At 60.7% G+C, this 26102-nt stretch carries 16 protein-coding genes; 3 read left to right on the top strand and 13 right to left on the bottom strand.

The genetic code is table 11. The features are described from left to right. Nucleotides 1-60: 60 nt before the first annotated feature. From bcsC to bcsR, 6 genes are read right to left on the bottom strand one after another with little or no spacing between them, the layout of a single operon-like run. Nucleotides 61-3549: a cellulose synthase complex outer membrane protein BcsC gene (gene bcsC / locus IAE50_RS18765; RefSeq protein WP_200580936.1), complete on the bottom strand. Its 3489-nt coding sequence runs from the start codon at nt 3547-3549 to the stop codon at nt 61-63. Beyond that, nucleotides 3531-4637: a cellulose synthase complex periplasmic endoglucanase BcsZ gene (gene bcsZ / locus IAE50_RS18760; protein WP_200580935.1), complete on the bottom strand. Its 1107-nt coding sequence runs from the start codon at nt 4635-4637 to the stop codon at nt 3531-3533. Before bcsZ ends, bcsC begins: the two co-directional genes overlap by 19 nt. A 6-nt stretch (nt 4638-4643) precedes the next feature. Then, nucleotides 4644-7040, bottom strand: coding sequence for a cellulose biosynthesis cyclic di-GMP-binding regulatory protein BcsB (bcsB, locus tag IAE50_RS18755; protein ID WP_200580934.1), 2397 nt, complete (start codon nt 7038-7040; stop codon nt 4644-4646). Between the two features lie 25 nt (nt 7041-7065). Then, nucleotides 7066-9669, bottom strand: a complete 2604-nt coding sequence (bcsA, locus tag IAE50_RS18750) for a UDP-forming cellulose synthase catalytic subunit (protein WP_200580933.1) — start codon at nt 9667-9669, stop codon at nt 7066-7068. Further along, entirely contained in the window at nt 9666-10412 is a 747-nt protein-coding gene (gene bcsQ, locus IAE50_RS18745; RefSeq protein ID WP_094422523.1) for a cellulose biosynthesis protein BcsQ, read from the bottom strand. Before bcsQ (IAE50_RS18745) ends, bcsA (IAE50_RS18750) begins: the two co-directional genes overlap by 4 nt. Nucleotides 10413-10423: 11 nt before the next feature. Continuing rightward, nucleotides 10424-10612, bottom strand: a complete 189-nt coding sequence (gene bcsR, locus IAE50_RS18740) for a cellulose biosynthesis protein BcsR (RefSeq protein WP_023482010.1) — start codon at nt 10610-10612, stop codon at nt 10424-10426. Between the two features lie 172 nt (nt 10613-10784). Between bcsR and bcsE the strand changes: the two genes are divergently transcribed. Genes bcsE through bcsG form a run of 3 tightly spaced genes read left to right on the top strand, consistent with a single transcriptional unit; the run spans nt 10785 to nt 14210 of the window. Continuing rightward, complete coding sequence (gene bcsE, locus IAE50_RS18735) at nt 10785-12344, top strand: cellulose biosynthesis c-di-GMP-binding protein BcsE (protein ID WP_200580932.1); 1560 nt, start codon at nt 10785-10787, stop codon at nt 12342-12344. Next, nucleotides 12341-12541, top strand: a complete 201-nt coding sequence (gene bcsF / locus IAE50_RS18730) for a cellulose biosynthesis protein BcsF (protein ID WP_023482035.1) — start codon at nt 12341-12343, stop codon at nt 12539-12541. The genes bcsE and bcsF overlap by 4 nt, the downstream gene beginning before the upstream one ends. Beyond that, nucleotides 12531-14210: a cellulose biosynthesis protein BcsG gene (bcsG, locus tag IAE50_RS18725; RefSeq protein ID WP_200580931.1), complete on the top strand. Its 1680-nt coding sequence runs from the start codon at nt 12531-12533 to the stop codon at nt 14208-14210. Before bcsF ends, bcsG begins: the two co-directional genes overlap by 11 nt. 269 nt (nt 14211-14479) lie before the next feature. Here bcsG and IAE50_RS18720 read toward each other — a convergent pair whose 3' ends face one another. Genes IAE50_RS18720 through bcsO form a run of 7 tightly spaced genes read right to left on the bottom strand, consistent with a single transcriptional unit; the run spans nt 14480 to nt 25522 of the window. Continuing rightward, nucleotides 14480-15475, bottom strand: coding sequence for a glycosyl hydrolase family 8 (locus IAE50_RS18720; RefSeq protein ID WP_200580930.1), 996 nt, complete (start codon nt 15473-15475; stop codon nt 14480-14482). An 8-nt stretch (nt 15476-15483) separates the two neighbouring features. Then, nucleotides 15484-15960, bottom strand: coding sequence for a cellulose biosynthesis protein BcsD (gene bcsD / locus IAE50_RS18715; RefSeq protein WP_232045453.1), 477 nt, complete (start codon nt 15958-15960; stop codon nt 15484-15486). Beyond that, complete coding sequence (locus IAE50_RS18710; protein ID WP_200580928.1) at nt 15957-19919, bottom strand: cellulose biosynthesis protein BcsC; 3963 nt, start codon at nt 19917-19919, stop codon at nt 15957-15959. Before IAE50_RS18710 ends, bcsD begins: the two co-directional genes overlap by 4 nt. Beyond that, on the bottom strand, nt 19916-22171 hold the full coding sequence (gene bcsB, locus IAE50_RS18705) for a cellulose biosynthesis cyclic di-GMP-binding regulatory protein BcsB (RefSeq protein WP_200580927.1): 2256 nt from the start codon (nt 22169-22171) through the stop codon (nt 19916-19918). Before bcsB (IAE50_RS18705) ends, IAE50_RS18710 begins: the two co-directional genes overlap by 4 nt. Beyond that, nucleotides 22168-24285, bottom strand: coding sequence for a UDP-forming cellulose synthase catalytic subunit (gene bcsA / locus IAE50_RS18700; RefSeq protein WP_200580926.1), 2118 nt, complete (start codon nt 24283-24285; stop codon nt 22168-22170). The genes bcsB (IAE50_RS18705) and bcsA (IAE50_RS18700) overlap by 4 nt, the downstream gene beginning before the upstream one ends. 14 nt (nt 24286-24299) lie before the next feature. Next, nucleotides 24300-25103 carry a cellulose biosynthesis protein BcsQ gene (bcsQ, locus tag IAE50_RS18695; protein WP_200580925.1) on the bottom strand — a complete coding sequence of 268 codons (804 nt, stop codon included), beginning with the start codon at nt 25101-25103 and terminating at the stop codon, nt 24300-24302. After that, the gene (gene bcsO, locus IAE50_RS18690; protein WP_200580924.1) at nt 25094-25522 is read right to left on the bottom strand and encodes a cellulose biosynthesis protein BcsO; all 429 of its coding nucleotides are present in this window, start codon (nt 25520-25522) and stop codon (nt 25094-25096) included. Before bcsO ends, bcsQ (IAE50_RS18695) begins: the two co-directional genes overlap by 10 nt. Between the last annotated feature and the right edge of the window lie 580 nt (nt 25523-26102).

Raw genomic sequence — 26102 nt, 5'->3', positions numbered from 1 at the left:
GATTAACCGCCGCGCAACGCAGCCGATGCGCGGCGATCTTCCGCCAGGAATAGTCTATTTTTACCAGTCGGCCTGCGGCACCAGCGGTTGCAGCGGCATATCCATGTCGCCCTGCCAGCCCGCGCCGGAGTAGCGCACATAAATCATCCCGTGGCTTGGGGTGTAATCTTTCGCCTGCTGAATATCAATGCCCGCACCGACAAACCAGTTGTTGGTCACCCGCCGCTCGACCAGCGCCCGCGCCGTATAACCAAAGCCGTTACTGTGGCTTCCCGTCTCCGGTACACCGCGCAACTGGTCGCGGAAATCAGCCGGAAGCAGGCCAGCACGCGGATAGCGCGGCATGGTTTTGTTACGCGAATGAGACCACGACGCGGAACCGCCCAGCTCCCACGACCAGTTCTCCGTGCGTTGACGCCACAGCACCGGCACCGCGAACGAGAGGTACTCCTGCGGGCTGTAGTAACCGCCCTGGCCCAGCGTGTAGTTACTCAGGTCTTTGTCGTAGTGCCAGATCATGTTGTTCAGGCCGACGGTAACGCGACGATTATTCTCGTTAATCAGCTTGTAGTAGTAGCCGGTCATCCAGCGCACGCGCCAGTTATCGTCGACGTTTTTCCCCTGCAGCGTATCCGCGCCGAGGCTTGCCCAGACGCCGTTCGCTTCACCCTTATCGTAACTGAGGCTCAGCGTCGCGCCGTTGGCGCGCACCCCGCCCCAGGTTTTCCCGGTGTTGGGATCTTTCTGCCCGCCAAAGGCCAGCAGCGAGCTGGAGATAGCGCGACGGTGCAGATCAACGGTATAACCGAGCGGCCCGGCATCTCCGCTGTAGCTCACGCCGCCAACCACATCGACAACGTTAAAGCCCATCGGCGTAGTACCGATATCCATCCCCCAGCGTTCGTTACGCCAGCCTGCGCCGATACTGACGCCGCGATCGGACTGATGGCGGTTACCGCCCACGCAATCAATGTCTCCACAGGTACCAAAGTTCGGGCTGTAGGTACCATCGGCATTCTGGCTGAAGGTGCCCACATCCATATCCACCATGTCGGCGCGCAGCAACAGCCGCCCGTCCGCCAGCGGCGTATCCGCCTGCAACATGGTGGTGTGGCCTTTCAAATCGGAATAGCCGCCGGTGCCGCTGGAGCCGGAGTACTCATGTTGCAGCGTGACGTTGAGATCCTGCTGGCGATAGAGATCCGCCGCATCGCTACGCACGCCGCGCTTCAGCCAGTCATCGCGCTCATCGTTGCGCGTCAGGCGAGTAAAGGTGTCGTTATCGGCAGGGCGCTGCGGCGTAATGCCTGCGGCGACCATCGCCTCTTTATAGTGCTCCAGCGCCTGTTGCGGCGCGCCGTTCTGCGCCTCAAACCGTGCGGCATCGCGCAGCACCAGCGCGCTCTCCATCGACGGCGGCTGTGCTTTGGCCTGCGGCACAATGGCGCTGAAAATGCGTTGTGCGCTGGCGCTATCGCCAAGCTGGTTCTCTACCAGCGCCAGTCGCCGCTGGGTGTTGATCGAGGGCGGTTCACCGCTGGCTGAGGCGGCAGGCAGTTTCGCCAGCTGCGTCCGCGCCGCCAGCGGATTGCCGCTGTAGGCATAGAGTTCAGCCAGCCCGAGCAGGGCCTCTTCGTTAGCCGGTTCCCGCTTGAGCGCCCGCTGATAGTAATCCTGCGCCTCGGTGGCATCGCCGCGCTGCTGCGCCCAGTCGGCAACGGTTAAATCGAGCCGCGTGCTCGCCGGCTGCTGAGTTAATAGAGCGATAGCCTCATCTTCGTGGCCGCTGTCGCGCAGGCGGTTCGCCCGCTCCAGCAGTTGATTGCTTTGCAGCCGGTCGGCCAGCTCCTGAATATTGCTGTTCCACTGCGCCTTCGGCAGCGTGTTGAGATGATCCAGCGCCGCCTGCGAATGCTCGGTGCCGGAGAGATAGAGCCCATAGGCGTAAACCTGCTCCGCATCGCCCGCTTTCTGCGTCGCCAGTTGCCGCATCAGGCTGTCCGCTTCGCCCGCCTGCCCGGCCTGGCGCAGATCGCTCGCCAGCCGGTAGGTGATCCAGACACTGCCCGGATCGAGCGCCAGCCGCTGGCGTTGCAGCGCGGCGGCCTGCGCCCACTCGCCTTTGCTCTCCAGCGCTTCGGCCTGCTGCGCTAAGCGGTCATTATTCAGGCCGCGTTCAATATCGTCGATGCTGCGCCGCTGGCTGGCGTTAAGGGAGCGGATAAAGCTTTCGGCTTTTTCCGGCGACTCGGCGCGGTAAATATTGGCCAGCCCGCGCACGGCATTGGTGTTTTCACTGTCCATGCGCAGCGCCTGGCGGTAGAAGGTTTCCGCCGCGGCGTTATCTTTGCGCGCTGCCGCCGCGTCACCAAGGCCGAGCACCGCGTAGCTGTCGCTATTATCCGTTGCCGTTGCCTGCTGGTAGTAACGCTCGGCCTGCGCCGGATTATTGGCTTTTAACGCCGCATCGCCCTGCTGGATCAGCAGCCAGTAGCGGTTGGTTTGCAGCAGGCTGTCCCACTTGCTGCGATTGCCGCTGTTCGGATCCATGGCGATCGCTTTTTCAAACTGCGCCACCGCGCGGGCGCGATCGCCGCGTTGGGAATAAGCCTGGCCCAGCGCGCCGACGGCTTCGCTGTCGGCACTGTTAGCATTAACCGCCTGCTGTAGCTCACCAATCGCTTTCCCGCCCTGCCCGGCATCGACTGCCGCAAGGCCGGTCGCACGGGCGCGAAACGCCGGGTCAGCCAGCTGTTTTTGCTGCGCCGCCAGCAGGGAACGGGCGTTATCGACCGTGTCGCCAGCGGAGAAGAGAGTCAGAAAATGTTGTAGCGCTTTCACGCTGGCATCGCTGACCGGCATGCGCTGGATCTGCTGATACCAGAGCCCGGCTGCGGTGTCGCGCCCGGCGTTCGATTTCGCCATCTCCTCCAGCAGCGCGTAGCCCTCGGCATCGCGCCCGTCGGCAAACAGCATCTGCGCCAGTCCGCCCTGCAGCTGCGCATTCCCCGGGTTACGGCTGTTCAGCGCCTGCAACCGGCTGACCGCCTCGTTGTGGCGCGCCGGCACTTTTGCCACCAGCAGCCAGTACTCAACGGCGATATCGCCCTCCGGCGGGTTGCCTTTAAACAGCGCGTCATAGGCGGCAATCGCCTCTTGCGTGTGGCCGGTGGTGGCCTGTAAACGCGCCTGTTGCAGCGTCTGGCGGCCTTCAGCCGAGGAGAGCGCCATGGTGGTAACCGACGCTTTATAGGCGCTGGAGTCCGGTGCCAATTGCTTTAAGCGGTCGAGCTGTTTCTGCGCACCGGCACTGTCGCCCTGGCGCAGCAGATAGCGCATACGCGCCGCTACGACTTCAGGGTTATCAGGGTCGATCAGTTCAAGGCGATAGAGCGACTGGCGCACCAGATCTTCGCGGCGGGCGCTTTCGCCCAGACGCACCTGCGAGAGCAACTGCTGCTGCGCGCTGGTCGGCTCGGCCGCCCCGGCGGCAGGTGCCAGCGAGAGGCCGATTGAAACACAAAGAAAACTTACGACGAACTTGTGCATTCCGCGCCCCAGTCAGGTTGTAACTCACCGCGAGAGGTGAAGCGAAAACGGTGTTGATCCCAGCCCTGGCCGAACAGCGTCAGCACCGCGCTGAAGTAAGCATCATCGCCAGGATAGTGGTCAGCAACGCGCTGGCGCTGCACGGCCTGCGCGTCACGATCCTGCAAGAAGGGAAGCATCGAGGCAGAAAAACCGACCGGGCCATCGCCGCGGATCTGCCCGCTGGCAACATCCACCTTCTCCGGCACCACGCCATTTTTAATGGTGGCGGCCGCCATCGGCTTCAGTTTGTTGAGCAGGCGCGCTTTCTGCGGATCGGCATCGTTCATCATGCCGACCCAGAGATAGACGCGGATGGCATCGTAGCTGCTGACCAGCGTTTTACCTAGCTGTAGTTGCCACCCCTTACCCTTCTCATAGCGCACCCAGTCCGGTGAGAAGCCTTTCGGCGCGGTCTCGAGCAGCAGGCGCAGGTTGGTTTCACGCAGCGTCGACCATGGCGCGCCAAAGCGAGTGAAGTAGCTCGCCAGCTGCGGCGGGAGATAGCTCGGATTAAAGCGCCACGTTGTCGGTTCAGCAAAGCTGACCTTGCCCGGCAGCAGCATGGAACCGAGCCCCGGCACCGTCACTACTTCCTCTTTCGCAATCCGCGTCAGCAGGGATTTACCCAACTGGCTGTAGCGATCCTCTTTCCACAGCCTGCCCGCCTCCAGCAGCGACCAGGCGATCCAGATATCGGCATCAGACGCGGAGTTGGTGTCGAGCACTTCCCAGCCGTTATCAGCCTTCTTGCCCCACAGCCAGGCGGGAAGCTGCTTGTTCAGCGAGCCGTCGGCGAGATTATCTTCGGTCCAGCGCAAAACTTTATCGAACATGGCGCGATCGTTCGCCGCCAGCGCGAAGAAGAGCGCATAACTCTGCCCTTCCGAGGTGGTGATTTTGCGCGAATCGCTCGGGTCGATAACGCGCCCGCCGTCGCTGATATAGGCCTGTTTAAAGTGGTCCCAGGCCGGCCAGCTACAGGCGGCGCGAACGTTCATCGCCGCCATCACCAGCATCACCATCACCACCCAGCGTACGCTTTTCATTACCGTTTACTCATGATCCGAAGGGTCAAGACGGCGGCGGCTAATGATACGCAGCAGGCGCCACAGCACCCACGCCATCAACACCACACAGACCGCAGCCAGCACCGCCAGCAGCACCGGATGGTTCGCCAGCGCATACCAGATGCGCTCAAACCACGGCAGGTGGCCAACATAATAAATATCGCCAACGCGCAGGCCATTTACCCCCGATTCACGGATCACCGTCACCGAGCCGTAGATCGCCGCGCGCTTGCCGCTGTCGTTAATCGCGCCGTTCAGCAACTCATAACCGCGCGGGCTATCGGCAAGCAGCGCCACCACGCTACGCTGGTCGTTGTAGGGTGACTGGAAGCCGATAATCGCCGCCATCGGGCCATCAGAAGTAATGCCGGTTTGCGTATCGGCCTGGCGGTCGGCGGCATCCGGCACAATCGAGGCGAACGGCGTCTGGCGCAGCGGGGTTTTTACCCAGCTCTGCGCGGCATTCACCAGCAGATCGATATGCTTATCATCTTTCAGCTCAGGCGGAATGGCACCGATAATCATGATATCGGCGTCTTTATCCTTGATCTGGTTGCCATCGCTGGTTAACTGCACGTTAATTGCCGGGAAACCGGTCTGCGCGCCTACCGTGCCCAACGAGTCAAGCAGCGTGGAGACCTGTGCCGGGGTCGGCTGCGGCGGCGTCACAACGATGGTTTGCGACAGATCCGCCATGCGGCTGAACGGGAAGCCCGCATTAGCAAAAGCACGCAGATCCGGCATCGCGAGGAAGTGGTAATACTTCGAGAAGTCGATAGTGGAGTCATCGCCAATCACCACGCGGTTCGGCACCTGCTGGAAAGTAACGCAGTTATCAATCGTGCCGCCCGGCATCGGGTTCATATACTGGAAATCGAAGCGCAGCTGGTTCACCGCGCCGAGTTTCAGCGCCGGAATGGAGACATCCGTTTTGCTGTCGAGCAGCCCTTGCAGCACCGGCAGACGCAGCAGCAGGTTGTTGCTCTCCTGGGTGCCGGTCAGGTTGAAGTATTGCAGGAACTGGTTATTCAGGCTGATATCCATCCGCGAGCCATCTTTGGTCGGCGGCGCGGTATAGCGATAGTTGAGGTTCATGTCGATGCCGGTGCTGCGCAGCAGATAGAGATCCGGCGGCAGGTTCAGCGACAGGTTGATAGACGACGGCTGAAGGCCGGTCGCCTGCAACTGCTCTTCGTAGCCTTTCAGCTCGCCAAAGGTCACCGCGCGGTCGGTGCGCACCCAGTTTGGCGCATCGTAAGGCTGGCGGGCCAGCAGCGGTTTCACCTCATCCACCGTCACGCTCTCGCCGCGGAACAGCACATTGCCCTGGGCAATGCCTTTCGCCGCCTGCAGCAGATCCTTATCGTCACGCCCGCTGATCACCAGCAGCTTCAGGTAAGGGTTGTTCGGGTGGTTAACCATTGAGATGGTCGGCCCCTTCGCTGGCGGCAAATCTTTAAGGAAATCAGGACGCTTATCGTTGGTGGCAAAGATAATGGCGTTGCTCTCCGGCAGCGCGTTATAGGAGACCGGGAAGGTCTGCCCGCGCCAGCCGGTGCGTGAACCGAACCACGAAGCGACAATCGCCGCCGCCTGCTGCTGCGCGATATCGGGCGCGCTGGCAAAGACTACCGGCAAGGTCAGCGGGCGGTTATCGCGCGGGTCGTAGAACGGGATCGGGAAGTGGGAGAGATCGTTTTTCACCGACAGCTTCTGGTAGGTGAGAGCCAGCGAACTGCTGCGCCCGATATCGAGCCACAGCGTTGAGCTGGCCGGGTTTTCACACACGTCGCGATAGTGGCCGACAAACTCCAGCCGCACACGGTTAAAGTCGGTGATAAACAGCGGGTTGATCGGCATCTGCGCCTGGGTTTTCTTACCCAGTTGCTCTTTGGTCACCGGCAGCACGCCCATCAGCTCATCGTTGAGATAGACCTTCAGCTGCGACTGCACCGGTAACAGCGACGGCGACGGCGTGTACTCAAGGTTGAGCACCGCATTCGAGACCACTTCATCGCTGCGCGTGCCGAACTCAATCCCGCCATTCGGGTTGATACCGCGCAGCACCATGCTGCCCGGCGGCGGCGCGATCTCGGCGAAGGTGAGCTTCACATCGCGCGACGGCGCATTGGCGGCCACCACGGGCGCATTCGCCCCCTGTACGCCCGGCATCACCTGGCCGATAACGGTCTGGCCTTCGGTCGGCATGGTTGGCGTAACGCTCTCCGTCTCTCCCGGCGCAGGCGTGACCACCGGTTGAGTCGCTGGCGCGACGGCGGGCACGCTCGGCGCGGGTTGCGCAGGCGCTGCGTGGGTCATCATTGGGGCCAGCGTGCTCATCCCCACTGCCACTGCACACATCCAGGATAATTTTCTTTTCATCGCGTATTCATCATTGTTAAGCCAATCACGTCATCGGTTGCTGCACGGCCACATTCCGTTCCGGGCGGCGCGGAATAAATGACACCACCCAGGACACCAGCGCGGTGAGCGAGCGGAAAATCACTTTGACGGACGATGGAGCAAATTCCGCGAGATGGCGGTAGCCGCGGAAACCCAGTTTTAAAATATCCAGCAGGCTCTCCAGAGGTTTATCCTCCGGGAAGCTGTCCTGCCATAGCGCCCAGGTATCGGCGCGGGCGAAGGTACACTGCACAAAATCGATATGCTGTTTGGTGGTCAGCGGCAGCAGTTGCAGACCCACTTCATTGCCGTTAACGCGCGCTACGGTCGCCGGGAAGGCGTACTCCTGCTGGCCGCGTTTAAGCAGCAGGCTCACCTTCTGCCCTTCCAGCACCTGCGCCTGGCCGTTGATCTTGATGCCCAGCCCACCGTCAGAGAAGTCCTGCACGGTACAGGAGAAGAGGTGCCCATCTTCACGGGCAATCGCCGCGGGCATGGTCATCTCCACGCGGTGCGCGCGGCGTACCTGTTTGCTCTCCACCGACACCGCCACCGCGCCGCCGAGGATCACCATGTTGTAGAAGACCCACGCGATACTGACGAAAACCGTGAGAATTTCATTTTCCGGGCCGTAGAAGTAGCGCCAGATGCCGACCGCCACGCCGAGCAGGTTGAGCAGCACGAGGAAGATATAGGGGCGCGAGATCACCCAGTCGACATACTCCTCTTCGACCAGCCCGCCTTTAGCGGTAACGTTGAACTTCCCTTTGTGCGGGTTAATCAGCGCCACCAAAGTTGGCGGTGCGATATACCACGCCAGCACCGTTTCGTAGATCTCACTCCAGAAGGAGTGACGGAACTTGCCCTGGATTTTCGAGTTGGTCAGGCTGGCGTGCACCATATGCGGCATCACGAAGAGCGCGATCATGATCGCCGGGGCATAGATGATGTAGGCATGCAGCAGCAGAAACGCCAGCGGCGCGGTCAGGAAGATAAGCCGCGGAATGCCCGACAGGAAATGGAACATGGCGTTGACGTAGCAGAGCCGCTGGGCAAACTTCAGCCCTTTGCCCATCAATGGGTTATCGAGGCGGAAAATCTGCACCATGCCGCGCGCCCAACGGATACGCTGGCCGATATGTGCCGAGAGGCTCTCGGTCGCCAGCCCCGCCGCCTGCGGAATACGCATATAAGCAGAGGTATTGCCGAGGCGGTGCAGACGCAGCGAGGTGTGCGCATCTTCCGTTACCGTCTCAACCGCAATGCCGCCAATCTGGTCCAGCGGCCCGCGGCGGATCACCGCACAGGAGCCGCAGAAGAAGGTGGCATCCCACATATCGTTGCCATCCTGCACCAGGCCGTAAAAGAGCGTGCCTTCGTTCGGCGTTTTACGAAAACGCCCGAGGTTACGTTCAAACGGGTCCGGCGAGAAGAAGTGGTGCGGCGTCTGCATCATCGCCAGCTTCTTCTCTTTCAGGAACCAGCCCATGGTCATCTGCAGGAAGGAGCGCGTCGGCACGTGGTCGCAGTCGAAAATCGACACGAACTCCCCTTTCGCATACTTCAGGGCGTTGTTGATGTTACCCGCTTTCGCGTGCTCATGGCTGGTGCGGGCGATGTACTCGACGCCGACCTGTTTGGCGAACTGGCGAAACTCTTCGCGGCCGCCATCATCCAGAATCCAGACCTTGAGCTTATCTTTCGGCCAGTCGATACCCAGCGAGGCGTAAATGGTGTTTTTCACCACGTTGAGATCTTCGTTGTAGGTCGGGACAAAAATATCGACCGACGGCCAGAGCGACATATCTTTCGGCAGCGGTACCGGCTGGCGGTTAAGGGGCCAGATCACCTGGAAGTAGCCGAGCACCAGCACAATCCACGCATAGGTTTCAGCAAACAGCAGCACCAGGCCGCACACCAGGCTGACCGGGTCGTCCCAGTTGAGGGTCGAGGTATAGCGCCACCAGATGTAGCGGCAGGAGACCGTCAGGGAGAGCACCACCAGCATCAGCACCGAGAAGCGCCCCGGAATGCGCCGCACCAGCAGCGCCACGCCCCACAGCAGAATCAAAAAGACGAATTGCGACAGCGGGTTAAAGGGCTGGGTAATACATAAAATGGCGAGCAGGAACGAGAAGACCACCACGGTGCCAAGAATAATGCGCCGCACTTTCGGGTTGATGTGCCCCAGCTCTTTTTTAGCGTCGAGATGACCGGTGCGCTGCGTCATGCGCTCCGGCAGCGTTTCAAGGAAGTTATGCCAGCGCCCGCGCAGCACGCGAAGACGGGCAAAGTGCTGGCGACGCGGCGATCTCGGCTCGCCCAGCGGGAGCGTCACCATCAGCCACAGGGTCTGAATCAGGTAGCGCGCCGGGTCGAGCGGGCGCGGACGGTCGGGATCGATATGCGGAAACCAGTGGTTCTGCTGCGCGCGCAGCTGCTGCCAGCGCGGGTGCTCCAGCGGGATAAACATCCAGGCGAGGATCGCCCAGAAACAGCCCAATGCCGCGCTAAAACGCGGTGCGCCATGGTCGCGATAATGCTGATAGCGCGCGTTCAACCGCGCGCCCACTGGCGAAATAAGCAGCCAGGTGGCAAGGCGAATCATGCCTCACTCCCCTGTGCAGCAGGCGCGAAATGGAGCAGACACCAGTTGGCCAGCGTCAGGATCTCCTCGGCCGCCAGCGCATCGCTGCGGTACTCACCGAGCGGCTGCTTCGAAGCCAGGCACTCCGCCATCGCCTCATCGCGGTGGATCACCATCGGCATCATGCGCGGCTGGCTTTGCAGCCACACCTGCCAGAGATCGTCCTGCAACTGGCTGCCAATACGCAGATCGTTAATTAACAGATGCGCGCCGGTGGGCAGCGGCTGCTGGTGCAGGCGCACATGGCAGTTGGTATCGGGCTTGATAATGGTAAAAAGATTGTCGCAGAGATCGATAAAGTGCCGCGCCAGCGGTGATACGCCGTGCGGCAGGTCAATCAGCACCCATTGATAGTGCTGCTGGGTTTTTAACCCTTTCAGCGCGGAGGTCAGCTGTGCGGCCACGGCGTCAAGCTGCGCGGCATTCTCCCACTCGTTGGCTGCCAGGCGGCCAAACGGCAGCAGATCGAGCTGGGTGGTGTAGCGCATGCCGGCATCGCGCCACTCGTTGCCGTCCAGCAGTGACCGCGCCCAGCCGGTTGGGTTCTCATACTCGACGTTAAATGAGAGGCGCAGAAGGTTATCCGGGCAGGCATCAATTACCAGCACCGACTCACCTAAGAGTTGCAGTGACCAGGCCAGAGCCGCGGTGATCGAGGTCGTCCCCACGCCACCACGGATCCCCTGTAGTCCCAAGATGGTCATCCACGGGTCCTTTATTGTTGACGGGCTAATTCAGCCAGCAGCGGCCAGCGTTTAATCGCAGCGGCCAGTTGTTCGCGCTGGGAAATATCGGCATAGTCGATTTCAGGCAGGGAAAATACCCGGCTAAGCACCAAAAAATCGTTCTGGAATGTGTAACCCAGAGTCGGGTCAGATTGCGTAACGGGTTCATTTTTTTTCATGTTGGCCCGATCCCAGTTGCATATAAAATGATGTAAGAAGTCACAAGGCATCGTGCCCAAGAAAATGCGTTTACATGCTAAATCTGATGTTCTTTAATTTCAATGTTAGGTTTATTTCTCGGCTTTCGCTAGTAAACTGAGTTACAGATAAATTCGCTGCAAGAGGGACACCGTGAACCCCATATTTTCTATCGGCATCCAATCATTATGGGACGAATTGCGTCACATGCCTGTGGGCGGGGTCTGGTGGCTAAATACCGACCGTGAACAGGACGCACTGAGCCTGCTTAATCAAACCCTTGCCGCGCAGGATAAAGCGGCGAAAGTCGCGGTAGCGGGCATGGGTCACGACCTGCAAAACCTCATTAAATTAGATAAAAATCACGGCCCGGAAAAAATCGAGCTCTTCTCCATGCCAAAAGAGGAGAATAGTCTATACTTTTTCACCCGCGATTTGCTCAGCTCTATTGACCCGGACAAATATTTAGTGTTCCTGCTCTGTGCGAATAATGCCTGGCAGAATATTCCCGCCCCTAAATTACGTAAATGGTTAGAAAAAACTCACGCCTGGGCGAAATATAATAACTGCACCCTGGTGGTAATTAACCCTGGCAGCAACAACGACAAGCAATCCTCGATTCTGATGAGTGAATATCGCTCGCTTTTTGGTCTGGCGAGCCTGCGTTATCAAAATGGCATTCCGCTATATGATGTAGCGTGGTGGTGTAATGAAAAAGGCATCAGCGCTCGTCAGCAATTACTGCTCACCGAAGTTGAGGGGCAGTGGCAATTAGCCAAACAGGAAGAGGCTTCCGTTCAGCCACGCAGCGATGAAAAACGGATTTTAAGTAATGTCGCCGTGCTGGAGGGCGCGCCGCCGCTCTCGGAACACTGGTCGGTGTTTGCCACCAACGAGGCGCTGTTTGAAGAGGCGCGCGCCAGCCAGGCAGCGACGCTGATTTTCGTCCTCGCGCAGAATAGCCAAATCGACGGCCTCGCGCGCCAGATCCACACCCTGCGCCGCCAGCGCGGCAACAATCTCAAAATTATCGTGCGTGAAACCATCGCCAGCCTGCGCGCCACCGATGAGCGCCTGCTGCTCGGCTGCGGCGCGAATATGGTGATCCCGTGGAACGCGCCGCTGTCGCGCTGCTTAACGCTGATTGAGAGCGTACAGGGTCAGCAGTTTACGCGGCTGGTGCCGGAAGATATCTCCACCCTGCTGTCGATGACGCAGCCGCTGAAGCTGCGCGGCTTCCAGCCGTGGGAGGTGTTTTGCGATGCGGTGAGCAATATGGTCAACAACACGCTGCTGCCGCCGGATGGCAAAGGGGTGCTGGTGGCGCTGCGTCCGGTGCCGGGCATTCGCGTTGAGCAGGCGCTAACGCTCTGTCGGCCAAACCGCGTCGGCGATATCGTCAGCATGAGCGATAACCGGCTGGTGCTCTTCCTGTCTTTCTGCCGGGTTAACGATCTCGATACCGCGCTGAACCACATCTTCCCGCTGCCGACGGGCGATATCTTCTCTAACCGCATGGTGTGGTTCGAAGATAACCAGATTGCCGCCGAAGTGGTGCAGATGCGCGCCCTGCCGCCGGAGCGCGCCTCAAAGCCGCTGCCTGCCACGCGTCAGGAGAAGAAGTTGATTAATGCCGAACACGATGGCACCAGCTGGCGTCGTATCCCCCAACCGCACCGGTTATTAAGCGATGTGACGGAGCCCTCCTCATGATGTCAATCAGCGATATTATTCAGCTTATCGTGCTTTGCGCGCTGATCTTCTTTCCGCTGGGCTACCTTGCGCGCCACTGGCAGCGCCCGTTACGTACCGCGCTCCGTTTAACTTTTACTAAACCCCGCTATGTAAAACCGATTGGCGTTTTACGCAGGGATCCGCACGCCAAGGCAGACCGTAAACATGACAAATAATCCGATCCCCTCCTCTGCGCCGTCGCCGCTGTGGCAATACTGGCGCGGCCTTTCCGGCTGGAACTTCTACTTTCTGGTGAAGTTTGGCCTGCTGTGGGCCGGCTATCTTAACTTCCACCCGATGCTGAACCTGGTGTTTATGGCCTTTCTGCTGGTGCCGCTGCCGCGCCTGAGCCTGCATCGCCTGCGCCACTGGGTGGCTGTCCCGCTCGGCTTTGCGCTCTTCTGGCACGACACCTGGCTGCCGGGGCTTGAAAGCATGATGAGCCAGGGCACGCAGGTGGCGGGCTTTAGCGCCGATTACCTGCTCGACCTGGTAACGCGCTTTATCAACTGGCAGATGATTGGCGCAGTGTTTGTGCTGCTGGTGGCGTGGCTCTTTTTGTCGCAGTGGATACGCGTCACGGTGTTTGTGGTGGCGATCATGATCTGGCTGAACGTACTGACCTTAACCGGCCCGGCCTTTAATCTGTGGCCTGGTGGCCAGCCGACTACCACGGTTACCACCACCGGCGGTTCGCAGGCAGCAACGGTTGCCGCTGCGGGCAATACGCCGGTAGTCGGCGATATTCCGGCGCAAACGGCCCCGCCAACCTCAGAAAACCTCAACGCATGGCTTGCCAGCTTCTATGCGGCGGAAGAGAAGCGTCAAACTACCTTCCCGACGCAGCTGCCTGCCGATGCGCAGCCGTTCGATCTGCTGTTTATTAATATCTGCTCCCTGTCGTGGGCCGATATTGAAGCCGCCGGTCTGGCGTCGCACCCGCTCTGGTCGCACTTCGATATTGAGTTTAAAAACTTTAACTCGGCAACCGCCTACAGCGGCCCGGCGGCGATCCGCCTGCTGCGCGCCAGCTGCGGTCAGCCGTCGCACAAGAATCTCTATCAGCAGGCGAATAATCAGTGTTATCTCTTTGATAACTTGTCGAAACTCGGCTTTACCCAACAGCTGATGATGGATCATAACGGCGAGTTTGGCGGCTTCCTGAAAGAGGTGCGCGACAATGGCGGCATGCAGGCACCGCTGATGAACCAGGCGGGTCTGCCACCGACGCTGCTCTCCTTTGACGGCTCGCCGATTTTTGACGATACCGCAGTGCTTAACCGCTGGATGGAGTCAGACAGCTTCAAGCAGGGCAAACCGACCGCCACCTTCTATAACCTGCTGCCGCTGCACGATGGCAACCACTATCCGGGCGATCGCAAAACGGCGGATTACAAACTGCGGGCGCAGAAGCTGTTTGATGAGCTGGATGCCTTCTTTACACAGCTTGATAAGTCCGGGCGCAAAGTGATGGTGGTGCTGGTGCCGGAGCACGGCGCGGCGTTGCAGGGGGATAAGATGCAGGTTTCCGGCCTGCGCGATATTCCAAGCCCGTCGATTACCAACGTGCCGACGGCGATTAAGTTCTTCGGCATGAAAGCGCCGCATCAGGGCGCGCCGCTGGTGATTAACCAGCCGAGCAGCTTCCTGGCGGTGTCGGAGATTGTCACCCGCGTGCTGGATGGCAAAATCTTCACCGAGGATAGCGTCGACTGGGATAAGTTGATTGGCAATCTGCCGCAAACTGCGCCGGTATCGGAGAACGCCAACGCGGTGGTGATCCAGTACCAGAACAAGCCGTACGTGCGGCTTAACGGCGGCGACTGGGTGCCCTATCCGCAGTAACAACCCTTGCCTGATGGCGCTGCGCTTATCAGGCCTACGAAAACCGCTCCGGTGGTATTCGCAGGCCCGGTAAGGCACCGCCCATCCATACCGCACTTTCCGTAGGCCGGGTAAGGCAAAGCCGCCACCCGGCATCAGGCACCACCCACCCAGACCGCACACTCCGTAGGCCGGGTAAGGCGTAGCCGCCACCCGGCATCGGGCACCGCACATTCACACCGCACACTCCGTAGGCCGGGTAAGGCAAAGCCGCCACCCGGCATCAGGCGTTAATGCTGCTGCGCCAGACAGACCAGCATCTTCAGGCTGGCGGAATAATAATCATCCTGGGCGGTGATCTGCGGCTCACCCGTCGGCTCGCCAAGGGTTAAATCCCGCACCGCCAGCAACCCCTCGTTCATGTTATAAGGCGCATTCTCGTTGGTCGTTACATTGACCCACGCCGGTGTTTTGTTGCGCTCAAACCCCTGCCACCAGCTGCGCCAAGGCGTCAACAACGCGCTCTGCGGATTGTGCCAGGCGATGTAGAGCGGCACGCGAATGGCGTCGTAACTCATGCGCGGCGGCCACTCTGTTGCCGGGCTAAAGGTACCGTCTGCCGAGAGCGACACCCAGTCGGTCGGCAGGCGCGGTTTACCGAAGGCCATCTTGCCCACCATTTTTTGCCCGTCATCAATCAGCTGCTGCCAGATCACCCGGTGGCTGCGGTTGGCGAAATCCTGCCACGCCGGAAAGATGAAGTAGGAGGGGTTCAGCGTCACGCGGCTATTGAGATTAAAGCCTTTCGCCCCCGGCAGCATCACATGATAGCCAGCAAAATTAATCACAGTATGTTTCAGCACCGCCTGGGTAATGGCGTCCGACGCGGCGGTATAGGCGGGCAGATTCCAGCGCTCGCCCGCCTTCAGCAGTGCCCAGGCGATAAGGATATCGCCATCGGTGGCATCGTTTTTATCGGCAATCGGATCGGCCTCCACCGGGTTATAGCGCCAATAAAAGAGGCCGTTTTGCTTGTTTTGCAGCGTGGTATGCGTCCAGCGCCACATGCTGTCGAACGCCGCTTTATCGTTATTGCCGACCGCCATCAGCATGGCGAAACCCTGCCCTTCGGTGTGGGAGACGTTGTTATTGCCGGTATCGACAATCCGCCCGTCGGGCATTAAAAAGCGCGCTTTGTAGCTCTCCCAGGCGGTCGCGGCCTGCGACACGGTGGAAAAGAGCAGGCTGGTTAACATCACTATCGCGGCAAACAGGGGTTTAAACATAGCGAGTCTCACTCTGGGTTGGCGTAGCGAAAGAGAACATCCGAGACAGAATAGAGCGCTTCCCGGCTAAACACGAGGCGCGCATCGCCGCCCTGATCCTGCATCCAGCGGCCATAAAGCCCTTCAAGCACGGCGCAAAAGGCGTGGCACCAGCGCGTCTGCTGTGCTTCATCGCGGGCGACGGGCAGCGCGCGGTGGCGAAAGGTCATGCCGCTGTCGCTGGCCTCAATATCAATTACGCCCCAGTTGAAGGCGGCAAGTCTGGTGTTGATCGCCGCTTCCAGCTCGCCGACGGTAGTTGATGCCATAAGCGGCATCTGCACGGCCAGCGTCTCGCCCATCTGACGCAAAAACGGCAGGCTCTGCGCTTCGCCGACGTTTCTCACCATGCCATCGACCATCACGCTAAGCAGATCAAACCAGCCCGGCGGCGTCTGCTGTTGCTGATGCCAGGCCAGTTCAGGGGTCAAGTTGGTGGTCATTATTTCTCTCCCAACATATACCGTAGCCAGAGGCCTGCGGTGCTTTCGTTATAACTGCCGAAGGTGTCGTACCCGACGTTGCCGCCCACCGACATATTTTTGTTCACGTTGTAATCGAGCCCGGCGCGGAAGTTATAGCCGATGCCGTTTTGCGACGAGCCACGATACTGCGCCTCTTTGATAAAGCCGAGCGCCGCCAGCTGTTCCAGCATCCCCTGCGCCTGCGGGGAGGTCGGGAAGTAGTCGCTCTTATCCTGGGTGTAGGATTGATACCCCACCGCCCCGCCAAGGCGCACTCTCCAGTTATCGATCTTCTGCGTGAAGTCCACCGGCAGCGAGACGCTGACGTAGTTCTGCGGGCTGAAGTAACCGCCCTGGCCGAAGGTGAAGTAGCTGAGGTTTTTTGCGTAATCCATCCAGCTAATGCTCAACCCGGTCTGCAACTGGCGGAAATCATCATGCAATGGGCGTAAATAGACCCCGGCGTTAGCGTTAAGGCTGTTGTTGCTGGCGACGTTTTCGCCGAGATAGCTGTAGCCACCGCCGCCAACATAGAACCCGGCATCGCCATCATCGTAGCTCAGCTGCGCGCTACCGCCGTTTTTGGTTACCCGTCCCCAGCGCTCGCCGGAGAACTTATCCTGCAAGCCGACGTAGGAGAGCAGGCTGTCGGTCACCGCGCGGCGCTCGCCGGTGAGGATCAGCGTCAGGTAGTTGGTCAGCTTCGGCGACCACTTCACGCCGCCCACCAGCGTGCTGAGATCTTCCCCCAGCGGCGTGGTGCCGATATCGAGCTTATAGCCCTCGCCGCTCAGCGCCATGTTCAGCTCGACGCCGTTGCCGTTCTGCGCATCGGTCGAGGCGCGGATCGGATCGTTATAATTTTTCTTGTAGGTCGACTCGCTCAGGCTCTGTAAACGGCTTGAGCCGAGCAGCGTGCTGAGGTTGTCGAAGCCCTCTGCGGTAAAGGGCGATAGTTTCCCGGCGTCGGCGTAGCGGGCCAGATCGGTGAACTTATCGCTGCCGTCGGTAGCGGTTGAACTGTTCGCCGTTTTGATGGAAGTCGCCAGATTGGCCGCCGCATCCGCCAGCGGGTTACTGCCGTAGCGCCGCCAGGCATCGCCCGACGCACTGCCGGAACTGAGGGAAACCGGCGTGGCGGTCAACTCAAAGCGCGACTCGCCAAACGGCGAGCTGGACCAGGTAAGCGGCGCTTTCGCCTCCGTCAGCTTGCTGGTGCCCGTCTCGCCATCGCGCCCGCGGATCGCCACCCCGCCCTGCAACCACATACCGGTTTTCTCGTTCATCTGCTGCATCATCTCGTCCACCTGACGCAGGGTGCGGCTTTGCGTGGTCTCGATCGGCAGATCGGTGCGTGCGGTACCCGGCAGTTGGCTACCCGGCTCGCGCGCCGTCTGCGCCACCTGCCACGGCATCGCTTGCCCGTAAGGCGACGGAGTTTTACTGGTGGTGGTGAAGGGGTTATCCGCCAGCAGCACGCCGCCAAGGGTTGGCGTGCCGGTGCCGTTGCTCTCCTCCAGCCCGACCAGCTTGCCGCGCGCGCTGCGTAAATAGGTCATCGCCTGCTGGTGGTTGCCTTTCGCCTCCTCCAGCCGCGCCAGTAACAGCAGGCGGTCCGGCGAGTTGTCGCTGCGCAAGCCGCTGGCGAGAGTTTGCGCTTTCCCGACGTTGTTCTCTGCCAGCGCGACATCAATCGCGCCGACGCGCGCCGCCTGATCGTCGCTGTCGCGGGTCATCAGGTAGTCATAGAGCACGCCCGCTTCTTTATTCATCTTGCCGGACTGATATAAGCGCCCCATCGCGAACATCAAATCGGTGTTCTGCGGGTCGTTTTGCAACGCGCGGATCAACGTGTCGTACGCCGCAGCGTAGTTCCCCTGCTCGCGCAGCCTGTCGGCCTCGTTGATGACATAGCCGTTGCGTACCCCGGCAAGCTGCGCTGGCGTGCTGCGCGCCTGCATCTCGGGGCTTTCAACAAATGTCTGCGCTTCGGCGTTGAGTCCCGCCTGGTTGAGCACGGCAATCTGATCGGCATAATCCCCGGCGTTGCCCTGCACGCCCTGGCGCATATTGCCGCGCACCAGCGCCACCGCCGAGGTGAGATCGCCGCTGCGCGCCAGCATACGCGCCAGTTTCCCGGCATCGACGGGGCTGGCGGGCGACGTTTGCGCCAGCGCTTTCAGGGTGTTGGCGGCAGCGGTCATATTGCCCTGCGCCAGATAGCGCTCGGCGGTGACCATCTGTAAGTTGTAGTTGGCCCGCTGCGCCAGCTCGCGCATCTGTGTCGTCTGGCTGGCTGGCGAAATGCGCCCCAGCAACGCGCTGGCCTGCTGCCAGCCGCCCTGCTCACTGGCAAACAGCGCAGCGGCATAGAGCGCGCTGGCCCCTGCCCCCTGACGCTGCGCGGGCAGCATCACATTCGCCGCCTCGTTCTCCTGCCCGGCCTGCACCAGCAGACGCGCCAGATCGAGACGCAGCCAGCCATCATCCGGTAAACGCGCCACGCCCTGGCGCAGCACGGCAATCGCCTGCTCACGGTTACCGCTGGCCGCCAGCTGTTGCGCTTCGCGGCGCAGCGGATCGCCAGGCGTGCCGCTTACCGTGCGCGGTTGCAGCTTCGCCTGTAGCGCGGCGGGCAAGGTGCGCAGAATAGTTTGCGCCTCGGCGGTTTTGTTCTGCTCACGCAGCACGTAGTAGAGGTTTTCCCGCGCCGGGGCGTTTTGCGGCTCGCTACTCAGTACAGAGCGCAGCGCCTGCTCCGCCTGCGGGTAATCTTTGTTCTGGCGCAGGACATCGGCACGAAACAGCTTCGCCGCGGTGCCGCGATCGCCGTTCTGCTCCGCCAGCGGCGCGGAGATCGCCAGCGCCTGGCTGAGGTTCCCCTCTTTCAGCGCCTGCTGCGCCTGCGCCAGCTGGCCATAAAAGGCGGCATCTTCCGCCTGCGCCCGGCGCTCGTCAGACGCGTCGCCGCCCTGGCTTGCCGCCCGGCTCAGGTACTGCGCCGCCGCCTGGTAATCACCGTTGCGCTGGGCGATATAGCCCATGCCCGCCAGCGCGTCGGCATCCTGCGGGTTGGTTTGCAGCACCTGGGCAAACTGGCGCTTCGCCGCGCTGCTGTCGCCGCTATTCAGCGCCTCAAAGCCTGCGCCCTTCGCCCGCCCGCCGATGCTTTTGCGATACCAGGCCTGCATTTCGCTGTCGTCCGGGTGGCGCTGCAACCAGGTGTCATAAAAACGTTCATCGCCCGCCTGCGGCGCGAGCCACAACAGCGCCTGGCGCAGCCCCTCGTCGGCCTCTTTGCTGCCGCCCGCCATTGGCTCCAGCGCCAGCATCCCTTCGCGGCGCGTCGTCTCCTGCCAGGTGAGCAGTTTGCCGAGCGCGATGCGCGCGGCGTTATCCTGCGGATGTTGCTCAACCAGCGCACGCAGCTGTGCCAGCGCCTGCGGGTAGAGGCTTTTGTCGCTCGCCATGGTGAGGTAATACTCCGGCGCCAGGCTCTGCGGCGGCGTATCGCCGTTAAACAGGCCGTGCCAGGTCTCCAGCGCCGCCGGAATATTGCCGCTGCGCGCCTGCTGGCGCGCGAGGGTTAGCTGCCCCTGCGGCACCTGCGCCAGCGCGTTGGCGTTATCGAGTGCTTGCAGGCTGCCATCGGGCGGGGCGGTTTGCACCAGCCGCGCGCGCCACTGCGCAGCGCTTTTCAGATCGCCATTTTGCTGCGCCCACAGCGCCAGTAAGTAGAGCGCCTGCGTATTGTTGGCATCGACCATCAACACCTTTTGCAGCGACGCCGTCGCCAGATCGTCATGGGATTTTTCATGCCAGTAGTTGGCCTGATCAAACAGCGCTTTTAACGCCGCCTGGTTAGACGCGGCCTGCGCCTGGCCGAGCGCTGCGAAGCTGAGCGCGCCGGAGAGGCAAAATAACGCGGTGACCTTTTTCATTTCTGCTTCTCCGGGTTGAGTCGTTTACGCTCGCGCTGTTTCAGGGTGCGGTAGAGCAGCCCGCCCACCAGCGCGCCCAGCAGCAAGCCGAGCAGCGCCAGCAGCGCCGAGTGCTGGTTGGCATACCAGATAATCATCATCTGCGGCGGCATTTCGCCGCTCGGGAACTGCTCGCCGACGCGGAAACTGCGCACGCCGTTCTCATCGGTGATGATTGCCGCATCGCCGCGAATCCCGGCGTTGATGGTCGCCGAAGAGAGATCGTCATGCAGCTGCGCCAGTTGGGTGTCACTGCTGCCGAGCGCCAGCACCACCAGCCGTTTGCTGCTCCACGGCGAACGGAAGCTGACAAAACCGCGCCACGCTTCGTTGGAAGAAAAATAGCGATCCGCCTCCAGCCCTTCGGCGGCCCAGTCGCCGGTCATCCAGCGCTGCGCCTTCTGCCATGCGCTGGGTTTACGCACGCCGAGCGTGCTGTCATGGGCGGTGAAGGGTGAGTCCGCGAGCAGCGCGCGGTTAAACTCATGCTGATCCATGCCGCTGATCGCCAGCACATCGCGCTTCTCCAGCAGCTCACGCGTCTCGTCGCCGGACGGCATGCCGAGCAGCACGCGGTTGTGGGTTAATGCCGTGCCGGTGGCGTTACCGGCGCGTGCCGCCATATCCAGCAGCGTCGCGAGTTGCGTTTCGCTCGGCGCGGGCGGCAACATCAGCACCGTTTCGGCGTAGTCCGCCAGCCGGGTGAAGGGGAATGAGGCGCCGACGAAATAGGAGAGATTGGGCAGCAGCGCGAAGTGGCGCGTATGGCTGAGATCGATCCACGAATGCTCGTCAATGCGGCTCTTGATGTTGTTATTCAGCAAGGTGCTGCACGGCGCATCCGCCTTCGGCACGATATTGAAGTAGAGGGAGAGCTGGTTGTCGCCATAGATCATGTAGGGCTCAAGCGGCATATCAAACTGCTCCTGGCGGGCATCACCGCCAAGCTTGTGCCACAGCTTCTCCAGCGCGCCCTGCTTATTCACCGGCAGGTTGTGCAGGAAGGTGTTGTTGAGCGTCATGCTCAGCCACGAGCGCTCTTCATCGATCCAGTTCTCGGTCGGGAAGCGGTAACCGATATGCAGCGGAATGGTCTCGCCGTCCCACAAAAAGAGATCCGGCGCGGCGCGAAACGCAACCTGTAACGACGGGTGCCAGATGCCGGTGGCGGTCAGGCTTTGATCCTTACGGATCAGCTCCGAGAGCATTACCGGACGATCGGTGGCGATCCAGCGCGGCGCATCATAGGGCTGGCTCAGCGGCAGCGTCTGCGCCGCGACTTCTGTGACAGCCGTTTGCGCATTGAACTCGCCGCGCGTCAGGCGCCAGGCCGCCGCCCGCAGCGCCTCATCATCTTTGCCCACCACCAGCAACAGCTTATAGACCGGATTAGCCGGGTTATCGATGATCTTCAGCAGCGGCTGTTGGCTCTGCGGCAGCGTCAGGCCGCCGATCTGCTCGCCCGGGTGACCAATCAGAATGCCATTCTTCTCTGGCAGCCTGTCGTGGTACGCGGCAAAGGCGACGCCGCGATAATCGGCCTGAATGCCTAACCATGAGGCAATCAGCGCACCGGCGCTAAGGGCATCAGGGCTCAGTTTCGCGGAAAAAGCGATGGCGATGGCGGCAGGCGTCATCTGCATGCTGTCGAAAAAGGGGCGCGGGAAGTGGCTGAGATCGGCCCCAATATCGAGCTGCTGCCCCTCCAGTTCAAAGCGCGAGTCCGGCAGAATGGTCACATACCTTTTGGTGTCGGCATCGCGCTGGCACTGCGCGGCATCACCGCCGTTGATTTTAAAACTGAGGTTATTGCTGGAGACCATCAGCGCCGCTGGCACATCGAGCTGGTAGCGGGCGGTATCGCCTTCGACGGCGCTCAGCGGCACGGTGCCGAGCGGTTGCCCGTTAAGCATCAGTTGCAGCGTGGCGTTCGCCGCCGCCAGCGCCGGGGAGATTTTCAGGTTCAGCGCCAGCCGCGCGTTAGTGACTACCTGATCGACCGGCAGGGTGAAATCGACGCCGCCCTGGAACTGGCCGCCGCTGAGCGTCAGGCCCTGCGGCTGGCCCATCTGCGCCAGCGACTCGCTTTCGACGCGCGAGGGGGCAAAGGCGGAAACCGCGGGCAGCAGCGCGTCAACGGGCGTCGGCTCGCTGTGTAGCGGCGCGGTGACCAGCGCGCTCGCCAGCAGGGTGAGTAAGGTGAGACGTTTCATACCCGGCTCTCCTCCTGCGCCACGTTCGCCGCTTTTTCACGGCGCAGGCGGCGGTTTTCGCGCCGCGAACGCCAGGTGAGCCAGAAGAGGTCAAAAACGCAGCGCACAATGGTCAACATCGAGCGGAACGGGTTGTCCTGCGGCTTCGGCGGATTGATCCACGCATCGGCGCGCGCCAGCACTACGCGCACCAGTTCGCGGCGGCGCGCCAGCGGAATATCATTAAACATCAAGCGGATGGCGCTCTCATCGCTGGCGACGGTCTGCACTGGCAGGGCAATAGCCCCGGAGTGCAGTAGCAGTTCGATCTCCTCGATCTCATCCTTTAAGTGACGATCGTCCGGCGCGACGATGCGGCAGCCGCCCATCGATAGATCCGCCGTCTGGCTGCGGGAGACAATGCCGCTGGCGTAGTGGATCAGCACCGGGATTTCGACCTCAATACGGATGGTTTTACGGGTTTGCCGCGTTTCGCGCGCTACCGCAATCGCCGCCAACAGGAAGATAAGGCTGTATAACCCCCAGCCGACGTTGAGGGCAATGACGCGCGGATCGACGCCGAAGTAGTCGTGGGCGCAGGCACGGACAATCCCGGCGATCACCCCTGCGCCGAGCAGCAGGGCGATAATCAGATGCGGGCGCACCACGCTGAAGTCGAAGTAGCCGACGTTAAGCAGCCCGCCTTTGTCGGTGACGTTGAATTTGCCGCGTTTCGGAAACAGCATGGTGACCGCCGTCGGCAGCACAATGTGGAAGGCGAGCACCAGGTCGTAAATCTCGCCCCAGAAGCTGTAGCGAAAGCGCCCATTCAGCCGCGAGTTCACATACACCGCCAGAAAGAGGTGCGGCAGCGCATAGGCGAAAATCAGGCTCGCCGAGGAGTGAATAATGTTGAGGTTAAAGAGTAAGTAGGCGAGCGGCGCGGTTAAGAAGGCGATGCGCGGCAGGGCAAACTGGTAATAGAGCATCGCACTCAGGTAGCAGAGCCGCTGTTGCAGGGTCAGCCCGCGCCCGAGCAGCGGGTTGTCGAGACGGAAGATCTGCGTCATGCCGCGCGCCCAGCGGGTACGCTGGATCACATGCAGCACCAGCCGCTCCGTCGCCAGCCCCGCTGCCAGCGGGATATCAATAAACGCCGAGCCCCAGCCAAGACGCTGCAACTTGAGCGCAGTGTGGGCATCTTCGGTCACGGTTTCGACCGCAAAGCCGCCAATCTGATCGAGCGCGCTGCGGCGAATCACGGCGCAGGAGCCGCAGAAGAAGGTGGCGTTCCAGTTGTCATTCCCCTGCTGGATTGGGCCATAGAAGAGTGCCCCTTCGTTGGGAATATTGCGCCCGACCGAAAGATTACGCTCAAACGGATCCGGCGAGTAGAAGTAGTGCGGCGTCTGCACCAGCGCCAGTTTCGGATCTTGCAGGAAACCACCGACGGTGGCCTGTAAAAAGATGCGCGTCGCCACGTGGTCGCAGTCAAACACACAAATTAACTCGCCGTGGGTCAGCTTCATCGCATGGTTGAGGTTGCCCGCTTTCGCATGGGCATTGTCATTGCGCGTGATGTAGCCGACGCCGACATCGGCGGCAAACACCGCGAACTCGCTGCGTTTGCCATCATCGAGCAGGTAGATCTTCAGTTTGTCGCGCGGGTAGTCGAGGCACTGCGCCGCCAGCACCGTGTCGCGCACCACCTCCAGCGGCTCGTTGTAGGAGGGGATATAGACATCGACCGTCGGCCACAGGCTGGTGTCATCCGGCAGCGGCACAATGTCGCGCTTCAGCGGCCAGGCGGTCTGCAGGTAGCTGAGCAGCAGCATTACCCAGACATAGACTTCGGCCAGAAACAGCCCCATGCCGAGCAGCGTTTCGATTTCCGAGTTGAAGTGCAGCGTCTGGGTCAGACGAAAGTACATGTAGCGGGTGGAGAGCAGTACCGACATCGCCACCATCACCAGCGAGACGCTGCGCTTTTTACTGAGAGTCCCGGCGATAAACAGCGCGCCGATGCTGATGAGACCAAAAATATACTGCTTCTGGCTGTCCATCGGCGTGATGATCACCAACAGGGCGAGCGGCAGCATAACCAGCGCCAGCAGGAGAGAGAGGATTTTTTTCATAGTTGTCCTGACGCTTAAAGCCCCGACATGCGCGGCGAGCTGTGCAGCGTGCCGTCGCCAATGTTGACGCCCAGCATGCCAGCGGCGCGTTTGGCGATAAGCTCAATATCAAATGCCGCAGCGGAGGCCGGGCTGAAGTCGAACACCGACTGCTGTGAAGCGTTGGCTTCCACCACGCTTTCGTCGCGGTGCAACACGCCGAGCAACTGGTTGCCGAGGCGCTGCTCCATAAACGCGGTGACATCACGGCTGATCTGGCGGCGGTTATCGCTCTGGTTGAGCACCACAAAGTGGCCCGCTTTCTGGTTCAGCACGTCTCCGGCGAGGCGGTGGTTTTCAATCTGCGGCAGTAGTGAGAGCGAGGCGCTGTCCGCCAGCAACGGAATCAGATGTAAATCGGCCTGCCGCGACAGGGCGGTTAACGCCGCCGAAGGGCCTGTCGGGAAGTCGGCGACAATAATCAGCCCCGGGTAGTTAAGCAGCGTGTTCAGCCCACGGGTGAGGAAGTGCTCGTCATGGGTGAGGCGCTCCTCAAAGTCGCGGCGCTGTGCGTCGGTGGCGTCGCCATAGGGCAGAACAAAAATATTGCCGCCGGCGGTGAGGACAAACTGGCTCCAGTCGGAGGCATCCGCAGCGCGGGCGACATAGCCGCGCGTGTCGGAGAGCGGCACGCCGAAGTGCAGGCGCAGGCTGTTTTGCACATCGAAATCGAGCGCCAGCACTTTGCTACCGTTGCGGGCCAGCGCATAGGCGAGGTTCGCCGCGAGGGTCGTTTTCCCTGTCCCACCTTTCGGCGAGCAGACACAAATCAGCGGCATGCGGCAATCCTTTCTAGCAACGGTTGTAGAGGCTGGTTTTTCTGACTGCGCGGTTTGGTCTGCGAGGGTTTCGCGGCAAACAGCTGCTCGTAATGAATGCTGGCCTCACGCTGCGGCGGCGCGGCCGGGCGCTGTGCTGGCGCGCTTTCGGGTTGGCTGGCGATCGCGGTGTCGCGGATTGGCGAGGGGGTCATTTGTGCTTCAGAAGCGAAGCGCTCGATATCAACAGGTTGTGGAACAGAAGAGGCAACATGCCCACCCAGCGCCAGCCCGGCATTTTCATCAGCGGGCGCGAGCTGGTTGAGGATCGCCCAGTTACCCTGGTCGGCGGCAAGGGATTGGGTAGAGAGGTCTTTGAAGGCGTGATGCTGTTTGCCGCTCTTCTCCCTGAATCTCTGCAAATCATCATAATGCTTCATGGTTGAATCCGTGATTTACGCAATAAACGAGTACTCCCCACCAGCAGGAGAGGCTCTTCTGCCACGCGTAGGGTGATGAATGTGTTTTTATTGGCGGTGCTTTTTATGAGGGTACAGGTGAATGAAACGGCGATGACCTGCGGCCTGCGGTTGCGCTAGTAATTTTAGTGATGCTAATTCTCGCTTTAACTGGCACTAAATATATAAACAATGCTGCTGTTTGCATCTTTTTTTTTAAGCGCGAAGAGGGGCGACAGGGTTAATCGCTGACAATAAATAGACGGGCGATATTTATACGAATACCAAAGGTAAATTAGTTTATTTAAACAGCGCTTATTGGCGAGAAAAGAGCATAAACAGAATAATGCAGCACGAAGAGCCTCTGAAACCGCGTAGGCCTGATAAGCGAAGCGCCATCAGGCATTTTCTCCGCCGCACCATTGCCGGATGGCGGCTACGCCTTATCCGGCCTACAAAACCGAGCCTACAGCAACACCGGTGTGGCTTTTATCTGCGATATGGCAGCGAGGGGGTTGTGTCCCCGCTGAAATCGGCGAACCGAAGCGGGAATGACAAGGTC

The sequence above is a fragment of the Kosakonia sp. S42 genome (assembly GCF_016624785.1).
GTDB lineage: Bacteria > Pseudomonadota > Gammaproteobacteria > Enterobacterales > Enterobacteriaceae > Kosakonia > Kosakonia cowanii.
This window is presented reverse-complemented; position numbering and strand designations above follow the sequence as displayed.